16 protein-coding genes and 1 tRNA gene are annotated in these 17,381 nt (G+C 71.5%); 4 read left to right on the top strand and 13 right to left on the bottom strand.

Translation table 11 applies throughout. The features are described 5' to 3' along the window. Nucleotides 1–125: 125 nt before the first annotated feature. From ACFWVP_RS26065 to pgsA, 7 genes are all read right to left on the bottom strand, one after another. Nucleotides 126–878, bottom strand: coding sequence for a YebC/PmpR family DNA-binding transcriptional regulator (locus tag ACFWVP_RS26065; protein WP_384500191.1), 753 nt, complete (start codon nt 876–878; stop codon nt 126–128). Between the two features lie 61 nt (nt 879–939). After that, nucleotides 940–1,533, bottom strand: a complete 594-nt coding sequence (gene pdxT / locus ACFWVP_RS26070; RefSeq protein ID WP_384500193.1) for a pyridoxal 5'-phosphate synthase glutaminase subunit PdxT — start codon at nt 1,531–1,533, stop codon at nt 940–942. Nucleotides 1,534–1,539: 6 nt separating this feature from the next. Then, on the bottom strand, nt 1,540–2,457 hold the full coding sequence (gene pdxS, locus ACFWVP_RS26075) for a pyridoxal 5'-phosphate synthase lyase subunit PdxS (protein ID WP_384500195.1): 918 nt from the start codon (nt 2,455–2,457) through the stop codon (nt 1,540–1,542). 202 nt (nt 2,458–2,659) lie between these two features. Continuing rightward, nucleotides 2,660–3,205, bottom strand: coding sequence for a hypothetical protein (locus tag ACFWVP_RS26080; protein WP_384500196.1), 546 nt, complete (start codon nt 3,203–3,205; stop codon nt 2,660–2,662). Nucleotides 3,206–3,277: 72 nt separating this feature from the next. Next, nucleotides 3,278–4,438 carry a glycosyltransferase family 4 protein gene (locus ACFWVP_RS26085; RefSeq protein ID WP_384500198.1) on the bottom strand — a complete coding sequence of 387 codons (1,161 nt, stop codon included), beginning with the start codon at nt 4,436–4,438 and terminating at the stop codon, nt 3,278–3,280. Next, nucleotides 4,435–5,352: a phosphatidylinositol mannoside acyltransferase gene (locus ACFWVP_RS26090; protein WP_384500200.1), complete on the bottom strand. Its 918-nt coding sequence runs from the start codon at nt 5,350–5,352 to the stop codon at nt 4,435–4,437. Before ACFWVP_RS26090 ends, ACFWVP_RS26085 begins: the two co-directional genes overlap by 4 nt. Continuing rightward, nucleotides 5,349–6,020, bottom strand: a complete 672-nt coding sequence (pgsA, locus tag ACFWVP_RS26095; RefSeq protein ID WP_384500202.1) for a phosphatidylinositol phosphate synthase — start codon at nt 6,018–6,020, stop codon at nt 5,349–5,351. The genes ACFWVP_RS26090 and pgsA overlap by 4 nt, the downstream gene beginning before the upstream one ends. A gap of 287 nt (nt 6,021–6,307) precedes the next feature. On the opposite strand from pgsA, the gene ACFWVP_RS26100 reads away from it, so the two are divergent. Further along, nucleotides 6,308–8,533 (top strand): elongation factor G-like protein EF-G2, encoded by a 2,226-nt coding sequence (locus tag ACFWVP_RS26100; RefSeq protein WP_384500204.1) that lies wholly within the window; start codon nt 6,308–6,310, stop codon nt 8,531–8,533. 156 nt (nt 8,534–8,689) lie between these two features. Beyond that, complete coding sequence (locus ACFWVP_RS26105; RefSeq protein WP_384500230.1) at nt 8,690–10,360, top strand: hypothetical protein; 1,671 nt, start codon at nt 8,690–8,692, stop codon at nt 10,358–10,360. Between the two features lie 114 nt (nt 10,361–10,474). Here the strand turns inward: ACFWVP_RS26105 and ACFWVP_RS26110 are convergent, their stop codons facing one another. Next, nucleotides 10,475–11,047: an HIT family protein gene (locus ACFWVP_RS26110; protein WP_384500205.1), complete on the bottom strand. Its 573-nt coding sequence runs from the start codon at nt 11,045–11,047 to the stop codon at nt 10,475–10,477. Nucleotides 11,048–11,113: 66 nt separating this feature from the next. Between ACFWVP_RS26110 and ACFWVP_RS26115 the strand changes: the two genes are divergently transcribed. Then, complete coding sequence (locus ACFWVP_RS26115; protein WP_384500207.1) at nt 11,114–11,791, top strand: potassium channel family protein; 678 nt, start codon at nt 11,114–11,116, stop codon at nt 11,789–11,791. A 100-nt stretch (nt 11,792–11,891) separates the two neighbouring features. On the opposite strand, the gene thrS is transcribed toward ACFWVP_RS26115, so the two are convergent. The 3 genes from thrS to ACFWVP_RS26130 form a co-directional block, all read right to left on the bottom strand. Beyond that, the gene (thrS, locus tag ACFWVP_RS26120) at nt 11,892–13,877 is read right to left on the bottom strand and encodes a threonine--tRNA ligase (protein ID WP_384500208.1); all 1,986 of its coding nucleotides are present in this window, start codon (nt 13,875–13,877) and stop codon (nt 11,892–11,894) included. A 109-nt stretch (nt 13,878–13,986) separates the two neighbouring features. Beyond that, nucleotides 13,987–15,228: a hypothetical protein gene (locus ACFWVP_RS26125; protein WP_384500209.1), complete on the bottom strand. Its 1,242-nt coding sequence runs from the start codon at nt 15,226–15,228 to the stop codon at nt 13,987–13,989. Then, nucleotides 15,228–15,830, bottom strand: coding sequence for a DUF4365 domain-containing protein (locus ACFWVP_RS26130; RefSeq protein WP_384500210.1), 603 nt, complete (start codon nt 15,828–15,830; stop codon nt 15,228–15,230). The genes ACFWVP_RS26125 and ACFWVP_RS26130 overlap by 1 nt, the downstream gene beginning before the upstream one ends. Before the next feature lie 196 nt (nt 15,831–16,026). On the opposite strand from ACFWVP_RS26130, the gene ACFWVP_RS26135 reads away from it, so the two are divergent. Continuing rightward, nucleotides 16,027–16,752: a 3'-5' exonuclease gene (locus tag ACFWVP_RS26135; RefSeq protein WP_384500211.1), complete on the top strand. Its 726-nt coding sequence runs from the start codon at nt 16,027–16,029 to the stop codon at nt 16,750–16,752. A gap of 61 nt (nt 16,753–16,813) precedes the next feature. Here ACFWVP_RS26135 and ACFWVP_RS26140 read toward each other — a convergent pair. Both ACFWVP_RS26140 and ACFWVP_RS26145 read right to left on the bottom strand, forming a co-directional pair. Continuing rightward, nucleotides 16,814–16,885, bottom strand: a tRNA-Val gene (locus ACFWVP_RS26140). Nucleotides 16,886–16,924: 39 nt separating this feature from the next. Beyond that, nucleotides 16,925–17,371 carry an SRPBCC family protein gene (locus tag ACFWVP_RS26145; protein ID WP_384500212.1) on the bottom strand — a complete coding sequence of 149 codons (447 nt, stop codon included), beginning with the start codon at nt 17,369–17,371 and terminating at the stop codon, nt 16,925–16,927. Nucleotides 17,372–17,381 lie beyond the last annotated feature (10 nt).

A 17,381-nucleotide genomic window follows, 5' to 3' on the forward strand; every position in this document is an offset into this window, starting at 1 on the left:
GCCCGGCGCCCCCCCCGCGCCCTTCGCCCCCACTCGCACCCTCCCAGAACCCCCCGCGCGCGCCGGCCGGGCGGGGGCGGGGGGCTCCCCCCGCCCCCCCCCCCCCCGCGGCCGTGCTGTCCGCCTCAGGCGTCGACCTTCTCCATGACCTCGTCGGAGACGTCGAAGTTGGCGAAGACGTTCTGCACGTCGTCGCTGTCCTCCAGCGCGTCGATCAGCTTGAAGATCTTGCGCGCGCCCTCTTCGTCGAGGTCCACCTGCATGGTGGGCAGGAAGTCGGCCTCGGCCGAGTCGTAGTCGATGCCGGCCTGCTGGAGCGCGGTGCGGACCGCGACCATGTCGGTGGCCTCGCTGACGACCTGGTAGTTCTCACCGAGGTCGTTGACCTCCTCGGCACCCGCGTCGAGGACCGCGTCGAGGACGGCGTCCTCGGACAGCTCGCCCTTGGGGACGATGACGACGCCCTTGCGGTTGAAGAGGTACGAGACCGAACCCGGGTCGGCCATCGAACCGCCGTTGCGGGTCATCGCGACGCGCACGTCGGACGCGGCACGGTTGCGGTTGTCGGTGAGGCACTCGATGAGCACCGCGACACCGTTCGGGCCGTAACCCTCGTACATGATCGTCTGGTAGTCGACGCCGCCCGCTTCGAGACCGCCGCCGCGCTTGACCGCGGAGTCGATGTTCTTGTTCGGGACGGAGCTCTTCTTCGCCTTCTGAATGGCATCGACGAGGGTCGGGTTCCCCTCGGGGTCCACACCTCCGGTGCGGGCCGCGACCTCGATGTTCTTGATCAGCTTCGCGAAGAGCTTGCCGCGCTTGGCGTCAATCACGGCCTTCTTGTGCTTCGTCGTAGCCCATTTAGAGTGGCCGGACATCTGCCTTCTCCTTCGCGTCACCAAAAACGATCCGAACCCGAGAGATCCTACCGGGATCGAGTCAGCCCACGGCGCGCACCATGTCGACGAAGAGTGCGTGCACCCGGTGGTCCCCGGTCAGTTCGGGGTGGAACGAGGTGGCGAGGGCGTTTCCCTGGCGTACGGCCACGATGTGGTTGCCGTGCACCGCGACGACATCCGCCCCGGCGCCCACCGACTCCACCCAGGGAGCCCGGATGAAGACGCCCTCGACGGGTCCGCCGGGCACTCCGTCGACCTCGACGGCGGCTTCGAAGGACTCGTTCTGCCGCCCGAAAGCGTTACGGCGCACGATCATGTCGATGCCGCCGACGGTCTCCTGGCCCGAGCGGGGGTCCAGGATCTTGTCGGCGAGCAGGATCATCCCGGCGCAGGTGCCGTAGACCGGCATGCCGGCGGCGACCCGCTCGCGCAGCGGCTCCAGCATGCCGAACAGCACGGCCAGCTTGGACATCGTGGTGGACTCACCACCGGGTATGACGAGCCCGTCGACCTCGGCGAGCTCCTCGGGCCGCCGGACCGGCCTGGCCACGGCGTCCGCCGAGGCCAGGGCGATCAGGTGTTCCCGTACGTCGCCCTGGAGGGCCAGGACTCCGATGACAGGGGTGTCGGTCATCAGTGGCTACCAGCCGCGGTTGGCGTAGCGCTCTGCCTCGGGCAGGGTGTCGCAGTTGATGCCGACCATGGCCTCGCCCAGGTTGCGGGAGGCGTCCGCGATGACCTTCGGGTCGTCGTAGAAGGTGGTGGCCTTCACGATGGCGGCGGCGCGCTTGGCCGGGTCGCCGGACTTGAAGATGCCGGAGCCCACGAAGACGCCCTCGGCGCCGAGCTGACGCATCAGGGCCGCGTCCGCGGGGGTGGCGACACCACCGGCGGAGAACAGGACGACGGGCAGCTTGCCGAGCTCGGCGACCTCCTTGACCAGCTCGTACGGGGCGCGGAGGTCCTTGGCGGCGGCGTACAGCTCGTTGTTGTCGTAGCCGCGCAGCCGGGCGATCTCGTTCTTGATCTGGCGCAGGTGCCGGACGGCCTCGACGACGTTGCCGGTGCCGGCCTCGCCCTTCGAGCGGATCATCGCGGCGCCCTCGGCGATGCGGCGCAGGGCCTCGCCCAGGTTGGTGGCGCCACAGACGAAGGGGGTGGTGAAGGCGAACTTGTCGCTGTGGTTGACCTCGTCGGCCGGGGTGAGGACCTCGGACTCGTCGATGTAGTCGACGCCGAGGGACTGCAGGACCTGCGCCTCGACGAAGTGGCCGATGCGGGACTTGGCCATGACGGGGATGGAGACGGCCTCGATGATCTCTTCGATCATGTTGGGGTCGGACATCCGGGCCACGCCGCCGTCCTTGCGGATGTCGGCCGGGACCCGCTCCAGGGCCATGACGGCCACGGCGCCCGCGTCCTCGGCGATCTTCGCCTGCTCGGCGTCGACGACGTCCATGATCACGCCGCCCTTGAGCTGCTCGGCCATGCCGCGCTTCACTCGGGCGGTGCCGGTGGCCGGGGACTCGGTGGACTGGGTGCTGGGAAGCGTGGACACGGATCGACCTCACTGGGGTGAAAAGGCGTGGACTCTGCAGCCCTGAGCAAACGCTCCGGAACCAGTCCACAGCAAGGGCCAATAAGCACCCCGTGGATCGTTTTGCCCCGCACCCGGCACGCCCCCCGCACGCCACGTCCCGCCTCCCCCTCCGCCGGGAGACCCCGCCCGCCTCCGCCGGACGCCCTTTCAGGCGGCCCCCTCAGGTACCGGGCCGGTCCGCCAGGGCCACCGGCGCCTCGTCGTCCATCTCGAACGCGAGCGGGAACGGCGCGTGCCCTGCGAGCCGGAACAGCCGCACCGTGCGGTGCCTGCGCAGCGCCCGGGCGGCCCGCACCGAGTCGTTGTGGAAGCGGCGCGCCATCGGCACGCGCCGTACGGCGGCGGCGAGCTCCCCGGCCGCGTCCTCACCGCCGGGGAACTGCTTCACCGCCTCGACCTGCGCCGTCTCGCCGAACACGGCCCGCAGCGCGGTGCTCAGCTCGCTCTCGGCGACCTCCCGCTGCTCCTCCTCGGCCTGCCGGGCGGCGTGCGCCGCCTCGTACAGCACGAGGGAGGCGGCGGGGTCCAGGACGCCGGCCGTGGCGAGTTCCTGGGTGACCGAGGCGCGGCGCAGCAGCTGCGCGTCCAGGGCCGCGCGGGACGCGTCGATACGGGCGTGGAGCCGGTCGAGCCGCCCGGCGGTCCAGCTGAGGTACAGGCCGATCGCGAGGAGCGCGACGGCGATCCAGATGAGGGTTTCGATCACGGGCGGCAACGCTACCGTCGGCGGGGGCGCCGCCGGTCCCCGGGCCGCCGCCGACGGTCCGGGGAGCCCGGCTCAGTCCTTGGCGAGGCCGAAGCGGGCGCGCAGGCCGGTGCGTTCGTCCGTGTCGACGGACGCGGCCCCCTCCGTCACCGTCTCGTACACCCCGAGGATGTCCGCGCCGACCGTCACCCAGTCGAAGCGCCGTACGTGGGCGCTGCCCCGCTCGCTCAGGCCCGCGCGCCGCTGCGGGTCGCCGAGCAGCCGGATCGCCGCCGCGGCCAGCGCGTCCGCGTCCTCGTTGGCGAAGAGGTCGCCCGCCGCGCCCTGGTCCAGCACCTGTGCGAACGCGTCGAGGTCACTGGCCAGCACGGGTGCGCCCGCCGACAGGGCCTCGACCAGGATGATGCCGAAGCTCTCGCCGCCGGTGTTCGGCGCGACGTACACGTCGACGCTGCACAGCAGCCGTGCCTTGTCCTCGTCGCTCACCATGCCGAGGAATTCGACACGGTCGCGGAGCTTTTTCGGCAGCGAGGCGACCGCTTCCTCCTCGTCGCCGCGGCCCGCGACCAGCAGCCGGGTGTCCGGGCGGGCGGCGAGGATGGCGGGGAGCGCCTTCATGAGGACGGGCAGTCCCTTGCGGGGCTCGTCGATGCGCCCTATGAAGCCGAGTGTGCCGCCCTGCCACTCCGCCTTCGGCTCCGCGCCGGCGAAGAAACCCACGTCCACGCCGTTGGGGATGACCACGGCGTCCCCGCCGAGGTGTTCGACCAGCGTCCGCCGCGCGTACTCGCTCACCGCGATGCGCGCGCTGATCTTCTCCAGCGCGGGCTGGAGGATCGGGTACGCGGCGATCATCGCGCGGGAGCGCGGGTTGGACGTGTGGAACGTGGCGACGATCGGCCCCTGCGCGGCCCAGCAGGTGAGCAGGCCGAGCGAGGGCGCGGTCGGCTCGTGGATGTGGATGACGTCGAAGGTGCCGTCGTGGAGCCAGCGGCGCACCCGCGCGCCGGACAGGAACCCGAAGTTCAGCCGGGCCACCGAGCCGTTGTACGGGACGGGCACGGCCCGCCCCGCGGACACCACGTAAGGCGGCAGGGGCGTCTCGTCGTCGGCGGGCGCCAGGACCGAGACGTGGTGGCCGAGCCGGATCAGGTGCTCGGCCAGGTCCCGGATGTGGAACTGCACGCCGCCCGGTACGTCCCAGGAGTAGGGACAGACGATGCCGATCTTCACGGCGCTTCCCCCTGGGGTTCCAGATCGGAGGTCCAGAGCCGCTGCAGCATGTGCCAGTCCTCCGGATGTTCGACGATCCCGGTGGCGAAGGCATCGGCCAGCGCCTGTGTCATGGAGGACGTGATCTCGGCGCGGGTGCCTGTCTCCGGGACGGGGACCGACGGGTGGATCCGGGCCCGCATCACGGGGGTGTCGTCGTACCCGAGGGTGACGGGCAGCAGTAGCGCGCCGGTCTGCTGGGCCAGCAGCGCCGGGCCGGCGGGCATCCGCGCGGTGTCGCCGAAGAACGTCACCTCGACGCCGGAGGCCGACAGGTCCCGGTCGGCGACCAGGCAGATCAGGCCGCCCGCGCGCAGCCTCCGTGCCAGGGTCCCGAAGGCTGCCCCGCCGCTGTGCGGCAGGACCTCCATGCCCAGACTCCGGCGGTAGGCCACGAACCGGTCGTACAGGGTCTCCGGCTTGAGCCGCTCGGCGACGGTGGTGAAGGGCACCTTCAGGTCGGTGGTGACCCAGGCGCCCGCCAGGTCCCAGTTCGCCAGGTGCGGCAGCGCGACGATGACGCCGCGCCCGGCGTCCATGCCCTCCATGAGCCGGTGGACGCCCTGGACCTCGATGCCGGCCTTGATCCGTTCCGGGGTCCAGGTCGGCAGCCGGAAGGACTCCATCCAGTAGCGCATGTAGGAGCGCATGCCGGCCTTCGACAGCTCGGCGAGGCGGGCCGGGCTCGCGTCCGGCACCACACGGGCCAGATTGGACTCCAGCCGCAGCACGGCCTTGCCACGCCGCCTCCACACCTGGTCGGCCAGGGTGCGGAACAGCGCGCGGGCCGCCGGTTCGGGCAGCTTCTTGACCGCGCCCCAGCCGAGCCCGTAGAGCCCGTCGGTCAGCCGCCCCTTCAGATCGGTGCCGCTCACTGCGCGGCCTCGCTCCCCTGTTCGGCGGCGGCAGCGACCGCGTCGGCCTCGGCGGACTCCCGGCGTACGGTCACCACCCGCTGGACCAGCGTGACGAGGCTGCCCGCGGCCACGATCCACAGCGCGATCGGCAGCAGGACCTGGATCCCGGGCACGCCGAAGCCGTGCAGCCCGGCCAGCCCCGCGGCGACCAGCGAGATCACCAGTCGCTCGGCGCGTTCCACGAGTCCGTTCACCGCGACCGGCAGGCCGATCGACTCACCGCGCGCCTTCGTGTACGAGACCACCTGGCCGCTGGCCAGACAGAAGATCGCCACCGCGCAGAGCGTGTTGTCGTCGCCGCTCCCCGCGTACCAGAGCGCGAACCCGGCGAAGATCGCCCCGTCCGCGACCCGGTCGAGCGTGGAGTCCAGGAACGCGCCCCACCGGCTGGAGATCCCCGCCTGCCGGGCCATGTTCCCGTCGACCAGGTCGGAGAATACGAAGACCGTGATCACGATCGTGCCCCAGAAGAACTCCCCCATCGGGAAGAAGACCAGCGCACCTGCCATCACCCCCGCCGTGCCGACGAGTGTGACCGCGTCGGGACTGACCCCGAGCCGGAGCAGCAGAGCGGCGAGCGGTGTGAGGACACGCGTGAAGAATGCACGCGCGTACTTGTTCAGCATGGCCTTCCCGAGGTTCGGTGGGCCGCGCGACCCCGTCGGTCACCGGCTGGCCCATCGTAGTCACCAGCCGGGTGCTCCCATGGCGGGGCACCCCGTCCGGCCGGTGTCCCGGAAGTCCTGCCCGGCCGTGCACGACGTATGGACGGCACCGCACGGGAGTGGAAGGCTCGAATGACCGCGGGCGTCGCCGAAGCCGCCGTGGCGGCTCCCCGTCGCCCGTGCACCTTTCTCCCCCACCGCGCCGGTGCCCACCCGGGCGCCGCGCCACCCATCGGGAGGCACGCATCATGGGCGACAGGACACATGCGCACACCGGAGCCGCCGGCAGGGCGACGACGGCCGACGGGCCCGCTTCCGTACGGAACGTGGTGCTGGTCGGCCACAGCGGCTCCGGCAAGACCACCCTGGTCGAGGCCCTCGCGCTGACGGCCGGGGCACTCAACCGGGCCGGCCGGGTCGAGGACGGCGGGACCGTCTCCGACCACGACGAGACCGAACGGCGCCGGCAGCGCTCCGTTCAGCTCTCGCTGGTCCCCGTCGAATGGGACGGCTACAAGGTCAATCTGCTGGACACGCCCGGCTACGCCGACTTCGTCGGGGAACTCAGGGCCGGTCTGCGGGCGGCGGACGCGGCCCTCTTCGTCGTCTCGGCCGCCCAGGAGGCCGACGCGGTGGCGGACAGCACCCGCGCCGTGTGGGAGGAGTGCGCGGCCGTCGGGATGCCGCGCGCGATCGTCGTCACGCACCTGGACACCGCGCGCACCTCCTTCGACGAGATGACCCGGGTCTGCGGCCGGGTCTTCGGGGGCGACGACCCGGACGCCGTGCTCCCCCTCCACCTGCCGGTGCAGGGTCCCGAGGGCCCCGACGGGCACGCCCGGCTCACCGGTCTCACCGGGCTCCTCACCCAGCGGGTCTTCGACTACTCGTCCGGGGAGCGGACCGGGCACCCGCCCGCCGGTGACCAGCGGGCCCCGCTCCTCGAAGCCCGCAACCGGCTCATCGAGGGGATCATCGCCCAGAGCGAGGACGAGAGCCTGATGGACCGCTACCTCGGCGGTGGCGACATCGCCGTCGGGACCCTTGTGGAGGACCTGGAGCGTGCCGTCGCGCGCGGCTCCTTCCATCCCGTGCTCACGGCCGCGCCGGCCCCCGACGGTGCCCGCCAGGGCGTCGGCACCGTCGAACTCCTGGATTTCGTCACGCGCGGCTTCCCCTCCCCGCTCGAACGCGCCCTCCCGGCCGTCACCACCCCCGACGGCACCCCGCGCCCCGCCCCGGTCCACGACCCGCGGGCGCCCCTGGTCGCCGAGGTCGTGAAGACGTCGTCGGACCCCTACGTCGGGCGGGTCTGCCTGGTCCGCGTCTTCTCCGGCACCCTGCGCGCCGAGGACACCGTGCACGTACGCGGCCACGGCCTCGACGACCCCGGGCATCCCGCCCGCCCCTTCCATGACGCCGACGTACGCGTCGGGGCGCTCTCCTCCCCCTTCGGCGGGCAGCGGCGTCCCCTGGACACGTGTGTCGCCGGGGACCTGGCCTGTGTGTCCAGGCTGGGCGGGGCCGAGACCGGGGACACGCTCTCCGCCGCCGGGGATCCGCTGCTGATGGAGCCCTGGGCCATGCCCGACCCGCTGCTGCCCCTGGCGGTACGCGCCCACGGCAAGGCCGACGAGGACAAGCTCTCGCACGGCCTGGCCGGGCTGGTCGCCGAGGACCCGACCATGCGGCTGGAACAGAACCCGGACACCCGTCAGGTCGTCCTGTGGTGCATGGGCGAGGCCCACGCCGATGTCGCCCTGGAGCGGCTGCGCAGCCGGTACGGCGTCAGGGTCGACGCCGTACCCCACCTCGTCCCCCTCCGCGAGACGTTCGCCTCCCGGACCGTCGGGCGCGGCCGCCACGTCAAGCAGTCCGGCGGCCACGGGCAGTACGCCGTCTGCGAGATCGAGGTGGAGCCGCTGCCGCCCGGCACGGGCATCGAATTCGTCGACAAGGTGGTCGGCGGTTCCGTGCCCCGGCAGTTCGTCCCCTCGGTCGAGAAGGGCGTCCGCGCCCAGGCCGCCCGTGGCGTCGCGGCCGGGCACCCGCTCGTCGACGTGCGCGTCACCCTGCTCGACGGGAAGTCCCACTCGGTGGACTCCTCCGACGCCGCGTTCCAGACCGCCGGCGCCCTCGCCCTGCGCGAGGCCGCCGCCGACACCCGCGTCCAGTTGCTCGAACCGGTGGCCGAGATCCGGGTGCTGGTCCCCGACGACTACGTGGGCGCCGTGATGGGCGACCTCGCGGGGCGCCGGGGTCGGGTGGTCGGCACCGAGCAGGAATCCGGCGAGCGCACCCGTGTCCGCGCCGAGGTGCCCGAGATCGAGATCGGCAGGTACGCCGTCGATCTGCGCTCCCTGACGCACGGCACCGGGCGGTTCGACCGGGCGTACGCCCGGCACGAACCGATGCCGCCCCAGCTCGCCGACCGCCTGAGCGAAACGGAGGAAAGTCGGATGAAAGGGACCTAGTTGTCCGGATCTGACGCCCGTCGCCCGCCCGGGAGCCCAACGGCGGGCGGCGCCGCGCCCCGGACGATAGGCTGTGGTCCCAGCTCAGAAGGTGTGCGACGTACGGTAGTTGGGAACAGCCGCAGGAGCAGACCGTGCGGGCGAGTGGGGGCGACAGTGGCCAACGACGGATTCGATTTCTCTCCCGGAGCGCAGATCCCGCTCCAGGGTTCCGGCGGGCAGGCGGTGGCGACCAACGCCCTCGCCTCCGCCGCGTACCGTGACAGCGATGTGGCGGAGATCCTCAAGGCCAACAACGAGTGGCACAAGTCGGAAGTGAAACCGGGCAGCTCCAAGCTCTTCAAGTCCGACTATTTCAAGCCGAATCTCGGTGAGGCCTTCTCCCGTGCCGTCCAGGAACGCACGCTCGGCGGCGGCCGCGGCGCCCTCATCCAGTCCTTCGGCAGCGACCCGCAGACCGTCGTCGAGCACTGTCTCTCCGCGACCCGGCTCCGCAAGGCGCGCGACACCAGACTCACCGTGATCACGGCCGTCTTCGGCATCGTCTTCCTGCCCGGACTCGTCCTCTGGGTCCTGGCCTTCCGGCTGCGCGACTCGCTCAACAAGTCCAAGGACACTCTGTTCCGGTCCCTGGGCGGCGTCCTGCTCGTGGCGGTCGGCGGTGTCGCCGCCTTCTTCCTGATCACCATGCCGCTCACCGGGCTCCTGGCCCTCTACCTGCGCGCCATGGTCATCGCCCCGCTGATCGGATGGGTGCTCGCCAAACGGGTCGCGGAAGCCTCCGCCAAGGACATGCGGGCCCGCTGGTCGGGGCTCCTCTCCGGCACCGGTGTCAGCGCGAAGATCCCCGAGGCCGTCCCGAAGAACCCCAACGAGACCGCCCGCGAGGCACTGCGCCAGGGACTGGAGAAGCTCTCCGCCGAACAGCAGTCGAACTCGGTCTTCTACGCCGGCGCCAAGGGCGTCCTCGGCATGGGCACCCGCTGGGGCAGCTGGCAGCTCGCCGAGGAACTGGTGCCCAAGGACCCCACCAGGGAGATCCACCAGTTCCGCAGCTGGGACGTGGTGCGGGCCATCCACGACAAGCTGAAGATGCTGGAACGCGGCCCTCTGAACACCGGCGGATTCCCCACCCCGTCCGTCAAGCACTGGGTCGTCTCACCCGTCGGGGAGAACGCGGACTCCGTCTCCCGCCCCGAGGGCGAGGACGTGGCCACCTTCCAGGTCAAGCCCCACGAGATACAGCGCATCTGCAACCACCAGCAGTTCAGCAGCGGTGACCGGCACTACCTCGGCGTGCAGTTCACCCTCTGGGACGGCCAGCTGGTCATCACCATGCTGATCACCGTCACCGTGTTGCACGAGACCCTGCGCATCGAGGTCACCGGGCACGCGCTCGGTCCCGTCCACTCGCTCTTCCTGTCCAAGCCCGCCGCCGAGACGAAGACCGTCAAGAAGTCCGTCCGCTTCTGGGAGACCCGCACGATCACGCTCCCTCTCGTCAAGGCCAACGAGGTCGTGAGGCTCGCACTGCGCGCGCCCCTCACCTGGTACCCGCCGCTGCTCGACTACTTCGGCGGCAAGATCGTCCTGCCGGAGCCCTTCGGACTGCGTCACGCCTGGGCGGCCCAGCCCTGGGGCCACCGATTCATGGCCGACGACGCCATGCGGGCGGCCACCCCCGTCCTGCGCGCCGTGCACTCCGCGGCCATGCGGGTCCTGGAGGAGCACGGCGTCGACACCGAACGCTTCAACAACCGCTCCATGGCACTCAGCGGCATGGTCCAGGACGCCGCGCCGAAGAAGGCCGACGTCTACGACGCATGACACAGCGGGTGGGCCGCCCCGCGGGGCGGCCCACCCGCTGTCGTGATCCGCTCGGGCCGGCAGAGGCCCGGACGGCCGGAAGCCCGGACAGCCCAAGGCTCGGACGGCCGGGGCTCAGACGGCCGGCAGCTCCGCCGGCCACGCGTCGGCCAGCATCGTCCGGGTGTCCCCCAGCAGTTGCGGCAGCACCTTGGTGTGCCCGACCACCGGCATGAAGTTCGTGTCACCGCCCCAGCGCGGCACCACGTGCTGGTGCAGGTGGGCGGCGATACCCGCGCCCGCTTCGGCGCCCTGGTTCATCCCGATGTTGAATCCGTGGGCTCCGGACGCCGCCCGCAGCGCGACCATGGCCCGCTTCGTGAAGTCGGCGAGCTCGGCCGTCTCCGGACCGTCCAGCTCCGTGTAGTCGGCGACGTGCCGGTACGGCACCACCATCAGGTGCCCGCCGTTGTACGGGTACAGATTCAGCACCGCGTAGACCTTCGCGCCGCGCGCGACGACGAGCCCGTCCTCATCCGACTTCGCGGGAATCACACAGAACGGACAGCCGTCCTCGGACCCCGGGCCGCTCGGCTTGTTCTCACCCTGGATGTAGGCCATCCGGTGGGGCGTCCACAGGCGCTGGAACGCGTCGGGCGTCCCCACTCCGATCTGCTGCTCCGGCTCACTCGTCATGCCCGTCAGCATATTGCTTCGCTCCAGCCGCGCGTGTCGCCGGGTCCTCACCCGACGGCGCACCGCGATGCTGACGCCATGAGCGACCGCCCCACCGATCCCGTCCCCCGTCGGCTCGCACATTGGGAGCAGCGCGCGGAGGTACCGCTCCTCGCCGCGTCGCTCCTCTTCCTCGTCGGCTACGCGGTCCGCGTACTGGCCCCTCACGACGCGGAACCCTGGCGGGACATCGCCCTCGCGCTCGTCGCGGCCACCTGGTCGGTCTTCTTGGTGGACTACGGCGTACGGCTCCACCTGAGCGGCCAGGGCCGGCGCTTCGTGCGCACCCACTGGCTGGACACGGTCGTCCTCGTGCTGCCCCTGCTGCGCCCGCTGCGCGTGGTCCGCATCTACACGGCGCTCCAGAAACGCCGTGAGCGGCCGAGGCTGAGCCTGTACGCCCGGGTGATGTCGTACGCGGGCCTCACGGCCCTGCTCCTGGGCTTCTCCGCCGCGCTCGCCGTGTACCACCAGGAGTACGGGGCGCCGGGCGCCTCGATCCGTACGTTCGGGGACGCGGCGTGGTGGGCGTGCGCGACGCTCACGACGGTGGGGTACGGGGACGCCGTGCCGGTGACGCCGGCGGGGCGGGTGATCGCGGCGGTGCTGATGGCCTGCGGCCTCGCTCTGCTGGGCGCGGTGACGGGTTCGTTCTCCTCGTGGCTGCTGCAGGTGTTCGCCAGGGAGGACGAGAAGAGGCCCCCGGGGAGCGGATAGCTCTCCCCGGGGGCCGGGCCCCGCTTGCGCGGGGAGCAGGTCGACATGGGCCAGGTCCGGCCGAGCGCGTCGGATCACCCCCGCTTGCGCGGGGAACACCTCACACCTGTACGCGACGCTCCACCACGTCGACGAGCTTGGCGATCGCTTCGTCACGGGCGATGCCGTTCTCCTGCGAGCCGTCGCGGTGGCGGAAGGACACCGTGCCCGCGTTCATGTCGTCGTCGCCGACGATGATCATGAACGGCACCTTGGCCTTCTGGTGGTTACGGATCTTCTTCTGCATCCGGTCCGAGGAGGCGTCCACCTCGACCCGCAGCCCCTTCTTCCGCGCCTCGGCGGCGAACTCCTGGAGGTACGGGATGTGGGTGTCGCCGATCGGGATGCCGACCGCCTGGACCGGGGCCAGCCACACCGGGAACGCGCCCGCGTAGTGCTCCAGCAGCACCGCGAAGAAGCGCTCGATGGAGCCGAACAGCGCGCGGTGGATCATGACCGGGCGCTGCTTGGTGCCGTCCGGGCCGGTGTACTCCAGGTCGAAACGCTCCGGGAGGTTGAAGTCGAGCTGCACGGTCGACATCTGCCAGGTACGGCCGATGGCGTCCTTGCACTGCACCGAGATCTTCGGGCCGTAGAACGCGGCGCCGCCCGGGTCGGGGACCAGCGGGAGGCCCTGCTTCTCGGCGACCTGGCGCAGCGTCTCGGTGGCCTCCTCCCAGACCTCGTCGGAGCCGACGAACTTCTCCGGGTCCTTGGTGGAGAGCTCCAGGTAGAAGTCGGTCAGGCCGTAGTCGCGGAGGAGGTTCAGGACGAAGGTGAGCGTCCTGTCGAGCTCCTCGGCCATCTGCTCCTTGGTGCAGTAGATGTGCGCGTCGTCCTGCGTGAAGCCGCGGGAGCGGGTCAGCCCGTGGACGACGCCCGACTTCTCGTAGCGGTACACCGTGCCGAACTCGAAGAGGCGCAGCGGCAGTTCGCGGTAGGAGCGGCCGCGCGCGTCGAAGATCAGGTTGTGCATCGGGCAGTTCATCGGCTTGAGGTAGTAGTCCACCCCGTCGTCGAGCTGCATGGGCGGGTACATGCCGTCGGCGTACCAGTCCAGGTGGCCGGACTTCTCGAAGAGCTTGCCCTTGGTGGCGTGCGGGCTGTAGACGAACTCGTAGCCCTCCTCCTCGTGGCGGCGCCGCGAGTAGTCCTCCATGGCCCGGCGGATGACGCCGCCCTTGGGGTGGAAGACGGCGAGGCCGGGGCCGATCTCGTCGGGGAAGGAGAAGAGGTCCAGCTCGTTGCCGAGCTTGCGGTGGTCGCGCTTGGCCGCCTCCTCCAGGAACTCCAGGTGCGCCTTGAGCTCGTCCTTGGTGGGCCAGGCGGTGCCGTAGATGCGCTGGAGCATCGGGTTCTTCTCGCTGCCCCGCCAGTACGCCGCCGCGTTCCGCATCAGCTTGAACGCGGGGATGAAGCGGGTGGTGGGCAGGTGCGGGCCCCGGCAGAGGTCCTTCCAGCACAGCTCGCCGGTCTTGGCGTCCAGGTTGTCGTAGATGGTCAGCTCGCCGCCGCCCACCTCGACGTCCGCGCCGTCGCCGGCGTTCTCGACGGAGTCGGAGCCCTTGATGCCGATGAGCTCCAGCTTGTACGGCTCGTCGGCGAGCTCCTCGCGGGCCGCCTCGTCGGTGACGACCCGGCGGGAAAACTTCTGCCCGCGCTTCTGGATCTCCTGCATCTTCTTCTCGATGGCCTTGAGGTCCTCGGGCGTGAACGGCGTCTCGACGTCGAAGTCGTAGTAGAAGCCGTCCTTGACCGGCGGGCCGATGCCCAGCTTGGCCTCGGGGTGCAGCTCCTGCACGGCCTGCGCCATCACGTGCGCGGTGGAGTGCCGCAGGATGTTCAGGCCGTCCTCGGAGGAGATCTCGACGGGCTCGACGACCTCGCCGTCCTTGAGCTCGTAGGCGAGGTCGCGCAGCTCGCCCTCGACCCGGGCGGCGACGACGGTGCGCTGCCCGGGGAAGAGCTCGGCGGCCGTCGTCCCCGTCGTCACCACATGCTCTTCCCGCTCGGAATCGCGTTGGATGATCACACGGACGTCTGACACCGGTCTCTCCTGACTGAGGGGGTGCGTCGCATTCCTCTGCGCGCAGGAGGAATCGTACCGAGCCGGAGGCCCCGGACGCGAAAGGGATACCGCGGGGGCGCCCAGGGGGCTATCCCTCGTCCCCCGTGCAGGCCTCCTCGAAGAAGTCGACGTTCTCCTGGAGCGACTTCATCAGCCGGTCCCGCTCCGCCTCGTCGACCTGGACGGGCGCCACCTGGGAGGCGCCGGTGAGCCGCCGGAAGCCGCCCCTGTTCTCCAGTCGGCCCTCCACCCGGAGCGGCAGTCCGACGAGGTGGGCGTGGCCCGCGATCCGGTACGCCTCCTCGTCGAGCTCGATCCGTACGTGCGCGACCTCCGCGCCCGCCAGCACCCGCAGCCGTACGACGCCGGGGCCGCGGGGTCCGGAGCGGCGCAGCCGTACGACGGCTCCGGTGATCCGTACGGGGACGGCCGGCTCGGCCTGGAGGTAGCGCACCCCGGCGAGGCGCAGGGCGGGCAGGTCGCCCGGGGAGAACTCGACGGGTTCGGGCCGTGCGGGGCAGCCTTCGGGGGTTCCGGCGGCGGGTGCCCATTCCAGCGTGATCCTGGCGCCCTCCGAGCCCCGGACCAGGGCGACGACCGCTTCGGTCAGCTCGCGGCTGACCCCGGCCGCGACGGCGCTGTCGAAGGCCTCCATTCCTCCGGTGGCCCGCTGGTAGTCGACGGCCTCCCGGGTGGCGTGCAGGGCCTGGTAGAGCTGTACGGCGACGGCCCGTCCGGCGGCGACGGGGACGAAAACGGTGAGGCGGCGGCCGCCCGGCGCGGGTCCGACGAGGGTGCCGTCCAGGGTGGCGCGGGCCTTCCCGCGGTTGCGTGCGCCGTGGTAGCCGGCCGTGCCGCGTACGGCGAGTGCCCCGGCGAGGAGGGTCTGCCGGGCGGCCGTGCGCAGTTGTTCGGCCTCGGTCCAGCCGACGGCCCCGGCCGTCTCCTCGGGGACGTCGCGCCACCATCGGATCTCGTCGCTGGGGAGGGCGAGGGCGACGAGGACGTCGCGTGCGGACGGGGCGGCGCTGCGGGCGAGGGCGGTGAGGGCTTCGGCGAGCAGGTCCTCGCTGTCGGGGTAGGCGGTGGTGTCCGGCACGAGCAGGCTGGTGCCGGAGGCGGCGGGGCCGGGCGGGGTCCAGCGGCTGTAGTGCCCGGCGGCTCCTTTGCGCCGGCGCCAGCCGTGCCGGCCCAGGAGGGTGCCGAGTACGGCGGGGTCGACGAGGGCGGGGCCGGGCCCCTGGTGCGGATCCGGGTCCTCGGCGTACGGGTGTGCGCGTGGGCCCGCCGGTGCCGTTCGGCCGGCGGGCTCGTCCATCGATCGGTGCATCAGGGTCTCCCTCCCGCCCCGACCCGGGCCATGATCTCGCAGAGTGCTCGGTCGTCGAAGATCCGCGAGGTCGGGATCCGCACAGTGGTCCTGTGCCGGCCCGTCACCGCGTGGCCGGCGAGGTTGGTCCAGTAGCAGCAGTGCCGCAGGTCGAGCCGTTCGTGCCCGGCCCGCAGCCAGTCGTCCTGGCTGCGGGGCACGAGCATCACGACAAGGATCTTGTGCACCGACACGGGGGTCCGCGCGAGCTTCACCAGGTGGGCGTTGTCGAGGGTGAAGGCGAACGAGGCGCCCGGTGGGTGCGGGGGGATCTGGTAGGTGCACTTGAGCTGCACCTTGACGGTCACTTCGTCGTCGACGGTGTGGTCGGGGGCGCCGTGGCTGACGTGCCAGTCGATGCCGTTGTCGGGAAAGGGCTGCGAGAGGGAGCATCCCGCCGCGGCCGCCACGGCGTGCAGGTAGCCCACCTGGAGGGTCTCCATGCAGGCGGTGGTGGCGAGGGTGCCGCGCAGCGGTGGTGGTGCGGTCCGCTGCGGTGGCGGTCCTCCCCCGTGCTTCCCGGCTCGGGCGGGGCCCCCTGGGTTCGGCTGCGCGAGCGCCATGGCTCCGTGTGCCTTCCGGGCTGTGCCGACCGGTTGCCCGGTCTCCGCTGACGGGAGGGCCAACTTCCGTTCCCGTCCCCTGTGTTGTCACCGCAGGAGGGGCGCCCCAAACGGCGTATCAGGCAAAGGGCGCGGGTATCACCGAATCGGGCAGAGGAATCCCGCCATCTGCCGTGCAGGTGCGAGGAGTTCAGGGATGATGCACTGGTTCGAGGGGCCGTTGGCCGCTTTTGACACCGAGACAACAGGCGTGGATGTCGAGGAGGACCGGATCGTTTCGGCCGCCCTCGTCGTCCAGGACACGGCGGGCGGACGGCTCCGCGTCACCCGCTGGCTGGTCAATCCGGGGATTCCGGTGCCCGTCGGGGCCACCGAGATCCACGGTCTGACCGACGACCATCTGCAGCGCAACGGCCGGTGGCCCGCGCCGGTCGTCGAGGAGATAGCACGGGCGCTGGCCGAGCAGTGCGCGACGGGGCGGCCGCTCGTCGTGATGAACGCGCCGTTCGATCTGACGCTGCTGGACCGGGAGCTGAGGCGCCACCGGGCCTCGTCACTGGCCGGGTACCTGGGGAACACGCCGCTGTGCGTGCTGGATCCGCGGGTCCTGGACAAGCATCTGGACCGCTACCGCAAGGGCCGCCGCACGCTGACGGACCTGTGCGAGCTGTACGAGGTGGTGCTGGACGGGGCGCACGACGCGGCGGCCGACGCGGCGGCCTCGCTGGAGCTGGTGCGCGCGGTGGGGCGGCGGTTCTCCACCCGGCTGGAGCGGCTGAGTCCGGCGGAGCTGCACACACGGCAGGCGGTGTGGCACGCGGCGCAGGCGCGCGGGCTGCAGGCGTGGTTCGAGAAGAGCGGTGCTCCGGAGGCGGTGGATCCGGCGTGGCCGCTGCGTCCCGAGCTGCCCGCCGCGGCCTGATCCGGGGCCGGGTACGCGAAAGCCGGTCCGTCGTTGTGCTGACGGACCGGCTTTTTCCGGGTGGGCGATACTGGTTTCGAACCAGTGACCTCTTCGGTGTGAACGAAGCGCTCTCCCGCTGAGCTAATCGCCCGGGAACGGGTTGAACCATACAGGGCCCGGCGGGGTACGTTCAAACCGCTTGGAGCCATGCCGTCAGTCCGCGGCGTCCGGAACGCATCATCAGTGTGTGATTGGCGCGGAAGAAGAGGCGTCCGGGCACGGCTAGGCGGCGCAGGAGCGCTTTGCGGACGTCTGCCTCCTGCTCGTACAGGACGCGGCTGCCGCCGTCGTGCGGGGTGACGGTCCAGCGGGCCCAGCCGTCGAGATCGCCGCTCATGGCGGCTTCGAGGACGCGGGCGCGGGGGTCGTGGCGGCTCCGGCGGAGGGTGATGACGAGGTCGTACGGGAGCAGCGAGCGGAAGCGCGCCGTGGCGGTGGTGTCGTCGACGGGGGTGACCGCGCGGACCTGCGGCCACCACCGGGGGTAGTCCTCGGCGCGTTCGAGGGCCGCGTACACGGAGTCGGGCGTGGCGGACAGGTTCCAGACGCTGGTGAAGCGGTGGTGGTTGCGGTCCATGGGTCCAGTC

This window comes from Streptomyces sp. NPDC058637, from assembly GCF_042717325.1.
In the GTDB taxonomy this organism is placed as follows: domain Bacteria; phylum Actinomycetota; class Actinomycetes; order Streptomycetales; family Streptomycetaceae; genus Streptomyces.

Excerpts from the sequence above, each read along its gene's own strand:
- ACFWVP_RS26145 (WP_384500212.1), bottom strand. The coding sequence starts at position 17,371 with ATGGACCGCAACCACCACCGCTTCACCAGCGTCTGGAACCTGTCCGCC.
- ACFWVP_RS26110 (WP_384500205.1), bottom strand. The coding sequence starts at position 11,047 with ATGCTGACGGGCATGACGAGTGAGCCGGAGCAGCAGATCGGAGTGGGG.
- ACFWVP_RS26065 (WP_384500191.1), bottom strand. The coding sequence starts at position 878 with ATGTCCGGCCACTCTAAATGGGCTACGACGAAGCACAAGAAGGCCGTG.
- ACFWVP_RS26115 (WP_384500207.1), top strand. The coding sequence starts at position 11,114 with ATGAGCGACCGCCCCACCGATCCCGTCCCCCGTCGGCTCGCACATTGG.
- ACFWVP_RS26135 (WP_384500211.1), top strand. The coding sequence starts at position 16,027 with ATGATGCACTGGTTCGAGGGGCCGTTGGCCGCTTTTGACACCGAGACA.
- pgsA (WP_384500202.1), bottom strand. The coding sequence starts at position 6,020 with ATGCTGAACAAGTACGCGCGTGCATTCTTCACGCGTGTCCTCACACCG.
- ACFWVP_RS26100 (WP_384500204.1), top strand. The coding sequence starts at position 6,308 with ATGGGCGACAGGACACATGCGCACACCGGAGCCGCCGGCAGGGCGACG.
- ACFWVP_RS26130 (WP_384500210.1), bottom strand. The coding sequence starts at position 15,830 with ATGGCGCTCGCGCAGCCGAACCCAGGGGGCCCCGCCCGAGCCGGGAAG.
- ACFWVP_RS26125 (WP_384500209.1), bottom strand. The coding sequence starts at position 15,228 with ATGCACCGATCGATGGACGAGCCCGCCGGCCGAACGGCACCGGCGGGC.
- pdxT (WP_384500193.1), bottom strand. The coding sequence starts at position 1,533 with ATGACCGACACCCCTGTCATCGGAGTCCTGGCCCTCCAGGGCGACGTA.